The sequence below is a fragment of the Planktotalea sp. genome (genome assembly GCF_018607965.1).
Taxonomy (GTDB): Bacteria; Pseudomonadota; Alphaproteobacteria; order Rhodobacterales; family Rhodobacteraceae; genus Planktotalea.
In genome coordinates this window covers 14,361-18,767 of sequence record NZ_JABBAM010000063.1, presented here as the reverse complement: position 1 = coordinate 18,767, position 4,407 = coordinate 14,361, and the positions used below count along the sequence as shown (strand labels likewise).

4 protein-coding genes are annotated in these 4,407 nt (G+C 54.7%); all 4 read right to left on the bottom strand.

Features of this window, described 5'->3' with window-relative positions:
- Positions 1-709: DNA-binding transcriptional regulator (locus QZ279_RS06130; RefSeq protein WP_293449295.1), on the bottom strand; the 709-nt coding region annotated here is incomplete at its 3' end.
- A gap of 49 nt (positions 710-758) precedes the next feature.
- Entirely contained in the window at positions 759-1,739 is a 981-nt protein-coding gene (locus tag QZ279_RS06125) for a fumarylacetoacetate hydrolase family protein (RefSeq protein WP_293449294.1), read from the bottom strand.
- Positions 1,736-3,244, bottom strand: a complete 1,509-nt coding sequence (locus QZ279_RS06120; RefSeq protein ID WP_293449293.1) for a bifunctional 3-(3-hydroxy-phenyl)propionate/3-hydroxycinnamic acid hydroxylase — start codon at positions 3,242-3,244, stop codon at positions 1,736-1,738. Before QZ279_RS06120 ends, QZ279_RS06125 begins: the two co-directional genes overlap by 4 nt.
- Entirely contained in the window at positions 3,244-4,221 is a 978-nt protein-coding gene (locus tag QZ279_RS06115; RefSeq protein WP_293449292.1) for a VOC family protein, read from the bottom strand. The genes QZ279_RS06120 and QZ279_RS06115 overlap by 1 nt, the downstream gene beginning before the upstream one ends.
- Positions 4,222-4,407: the final 186 nt, after the last annotated feature.

Sequence of the window (4,407 nt, the reverse complement as noted above, 5' to 3'; positions counted from 1 at the left end):
CGATGGCTTGCTCCATGGTCATGGCTTTGGTAACCCAGATTATCGACAAACAGCCAATTGCACGATCATCTGCAAGGATCGGTACCGCGAGACTTGAGGTTTTGGGTCGGAACGACCGTGGACCACGTGTGGCGTACCCCTGTCTGAAATAGGCCGTCAGGTTTTCGTCCAACCAACCGAATTGCAGAAATGGCAAATCTTCTTGGCAGGGCTCTGCGCGCAGCAAATCAATGATAATTTCCCGCTCACGTGCGCTACAAACGGACAGGTATGCGCGGCCCGCCGAAGAGCGCAAGATTGGCAGAGGATACCCAACCATCCCGGGGTCTACGGAAAGCGGGCTGCGGCTATGGGTCGTTTCCTGAATGACCATATGTGCGTCTTCATACGTGGACAGATCCACTGGCCACCCGTGGATATCCGTAAATTTTGCGAGAATTGGCACCGCCGCCTGACAGAACCGCGATCGCGTAGGGGCGTTGTCCCCAAGGGCGGCAGCCAAGGGAGACAAGCGTACACGGGAATCGCTGCCGGAATAGAGAATATATCCATCTTCCTCTAATGTATGCAGCAAGCGATACACCGTCGGCCGAGGTAGCCCAAGTTCTTTAGCAATTTCAGCTGCGCGTGCCGCTCCAGCCTTGTTTAGGAACCTGAGTATCCGCAGTCCACGCGAAAGGGCTCGCACGTTTTCTGACTTTGGGACCATTCATGCCTCACATATCCGGGCAGAAAAAACTCTGCATTGAATCACAATTTCATCCACTCACGACAGTCTGGTCAATAGCACCAAAGATACTTTGGCCGTCCTCGCCCAGCATCTCAAACCGGATGGTATCGCCTGGCTCCATAAATCGCGTAGTGGGTTCCCCGTCGCGAATGGTCTCGATCATACGCTTTTCAGCCAGGCAATTAGAGCCGACTTCACTGTGGTTTTCGTTGCTCACCGTGCCCGATCCGATGATCGTTCCAGCCGATAAGTCACGCGTACGCGCAGCATGCGAAATCAAATCTGGGAACTCAAAAGTCAGGTCCCTGCCTGCGTGGACCCGACCATATTCTTCACCATTATAAGCGGTGAGCAACGGCAGATTAACGCGCCCACCCGTCCAAGCCTCGCCTAACTCGTCTGGCGTAACGCAGACTGGTGAAAACGCGCTGGCGGGTTTGGACTGGAAAAAACCAAAGCCTTTGACCAGTTCGGGCCGCATGACATGACGCAGGCTGATGTCATTGCACAGCATGATCAGTTTGATATGGGTTTTGGCTTGCTCAGGCGAGCATCCCATCGGCACGTCATCGGTGATCACAGCAATTTCGCCCTCAAAATCTAGTCCCCAATCTGTGTGCACATACGGGATCGGATCGACGGGGCCAAGGAACCCGTCACCGCCACCCTGATAGAGCATCGGATCGGTCTCCGAGTTCGCGGGCATCTCTACTCCACGCGCTTTGCGTACCAGCCGCATATGGCTGAGATAAGCGCTGCCATCGGCCCATTGAAACGCCCGCGGCAGAGGAGACATAAGCTTTGCCGGTTCATAGGGTATGGTTTCCACGTCGCCTGCCTCTAGCTTGCCTGCGAGGTCGTGCAGCGCTGGCGCAACTTGCTGCCAGTTTTCGACGGCCTCACGCAAAGTTGGAACAACAGCCATAGCAACCGCCATACATGTCAGATCGCGCGATACAACAACCAGCGCGCCATCACGGCCGCCGGATTTCAGGGAAGCAAGTTTCATAGTGCAAGTTCTCTTTCTTCATGTCGCAGCATCGGGGAAGGCAGGGCAATCCCGGCAAGGGCTGCAATGTCGATATCCGTCACGGCACTTGCCGCGATGTATCTGTCTGGGCGTATCAGGGCCGCGTTTGCACCAATGGCATCAAGCATGGGTCCAATATTTGGATTCTCATCATCGTCAAACACTGGAAAATTGGTGGCAATATGATCTGGCAAACAGTGCCGCAGGATCAGCACAGGCGCGTAGCCCGCGGCATCATCCAAAAGGTGTTCATTCGATAGAGCCGGCTGCCCGAACAATTGCCCCACGTGTGGCGTATTCCGAGGTATCAATCCCCCCAAATCGCTCGTTCCAAGAGGAGGGGCAATCGAGGCCATGCGTGTTGTACCAGTTTGGTCTGTCTGGGCCTGCGATAGGGCCGTATTGGGGTCGTCAGTGTTGATCAGCCCTCCCAAGCGCATTGCCGTTTCGATAAATTGACGCACATTTGGGCCGCGTTCTTCTTGATAACTCTCCAAGAGATCATCAGAGGCGCTACCCTTGACACACAACGCTAGTTTCCACGCCAGATTAGCCGCATCGCGAATACCTGCGCACATGCCTTGCCCCATAAACGGAGGCGTCAGATGCGCGGCGTCTCCCGCAATCATCAAGCGTCCTTTGCGCCATTTCTGCGCGACGACAGAGCGAAACGTATAAACTGTACTGCGCTCCAACGTTGCATCTTGCGGGCCGATCCAAGGTGCCAGAAACTCCCAAATGCGCTTCTCCTGGGTTACCTCCGTGTCGGTTTCACCATCCAACATCGTGATCTCCCAGCGCCGCCGGGCACCCGGACTACGGCAATAGGTCATTGGGCGAATAGGATCGCAGAACTGTACTGAATGATCCCCCAGATCAGGCCGTTCCCGCTTTAGCAAAAGGTCAATCACAAGCCAACGCTCTTCAAAGCCCAGATCATCCATTCCCGACCCGATTGACTTGCGCACAATGGATCGAGTGCCGTCACAGCCAACCACAAACTGCGCCTTGATCCGTGTCTGATGGTCATCCCCGATGTTACGGGCAACCAACATTGCTCCTGTCTCGGTCTCTTCGACGCTCATAACTTCGGTGTTGTTCAACACCACGGCGTTAGAATTGGCTGCAAGTTTTTCGCGCAGCAGATGCTCCAGATCGGGCTGGTGCAATCGATAGCTGGCGTGCCATCCCTGCGGCCCGACATCCTGCGATCGTGGCCAATCCATAAGCAGGTTTCTGTCAGGGTCGACAAACCGCATCCCCGGATTGACCCGCACTTTTTCAAGCAGCTGATAGGCAATTCCAACCGCTTGAAAAACCCGCATCGTCTCGCCATCAAAATGCACAGCTCGCGGCAGATGGTACATTGCGGCTTCGCGCTCAACCACCGCAACGCGCACCCCGCACCGGGCCAGCAAATTTGCCAGCGTTGCGCCGGTCGGGCCGTAACCCACAATTGCGACGTCGACATCAGTTGTGTTCACTATCTCTTCTCCTGTCCGCGCAGCTCGTAAAGCCATGGGCAATCAATAACCGGCGGCGCGCGCAACCCATCCGCCGCAGCCCTTAACCTCATATCAACAAAGGGTTTTCGCTCTGGCTCGGGAAGGTACAGCCGATCATGACCCCAAAAACTGGGCCCGACCGTTGTCTCATGCGGCTCCCACAATGCGGGATCAATCATCCGCCCCCCCCAGCCATTTTCGACAAAAAAACCGGATGGGGTGTTTGCGTAAAAACTGGTCATATGATCATTGGTGTGGCGGCCCAAAGTATAGGCGATGCCATCTTCTTGCTGGCCTGCTAGATCATACCCTTGCCCAACGTCATCGAGGTTTTGATACTCCACCATAAAATGATGGAACCCGGATTTCCCCGAGCCCACGATGGCAAAACTGTGGTGACGCCCGTTGACGTGAAAGAAATACAAAGGGACAGGTTTGAGACCATAATCACTCACCGCAAAGCCCAAAACATCACAGTAAAACGGCAACAAGGCCGTAGCGTCGGGGACATGCAGGACTGCGTGTCCCATCCCAAGAGCGCCAGTCTTAAACCCGTCAATAGGACGCCCGGGCGTAAATGGCTCTTGCGACTTGTGCGGGTTCCAAACCAATTCGATCCTGTTTCCGGCGGGATCATGTGTCACAATCAATTCTTCGACAAAGCGACGGTCGGCCAAACCTTTGTCGCCAAACGTCACTTTGTGACCCGCGTTGTCCAGCCGAGCTGCAAAATCCTGCAAATCAGATTTTTTCGTCACTTCCCAGCCAATGAAGGCCAATGTTTCTCCCGGCTCGTCCGAGACAACCAATCGCTGAACAAGGTCATCCATGCGGAATGACAGCTGACGCCCGCCGAAATCGGCCAATTGCATAGCAAGTACTTTACCCGCGAAGTGCTTCCATTCTTCGGTCCGGTCGGACCGCAAGCCAAGATATCCAAGCGATTGTATTGGCATTTCAGATCCTTTCATAATCTTACACAAAGCTAGTAAGAGCCCACGAGAGGAGGAACCACTTGCGCAAAGAGCGTCCGCCACGTGGACAATCTGATTTGCCAAACTTTACTTACCGTGCTGCCAAATGGATATCCGATCTTCTCGGCGTGCTGGAGCACTCTAAGTTTGCGCTGAATGTCGCGTTCT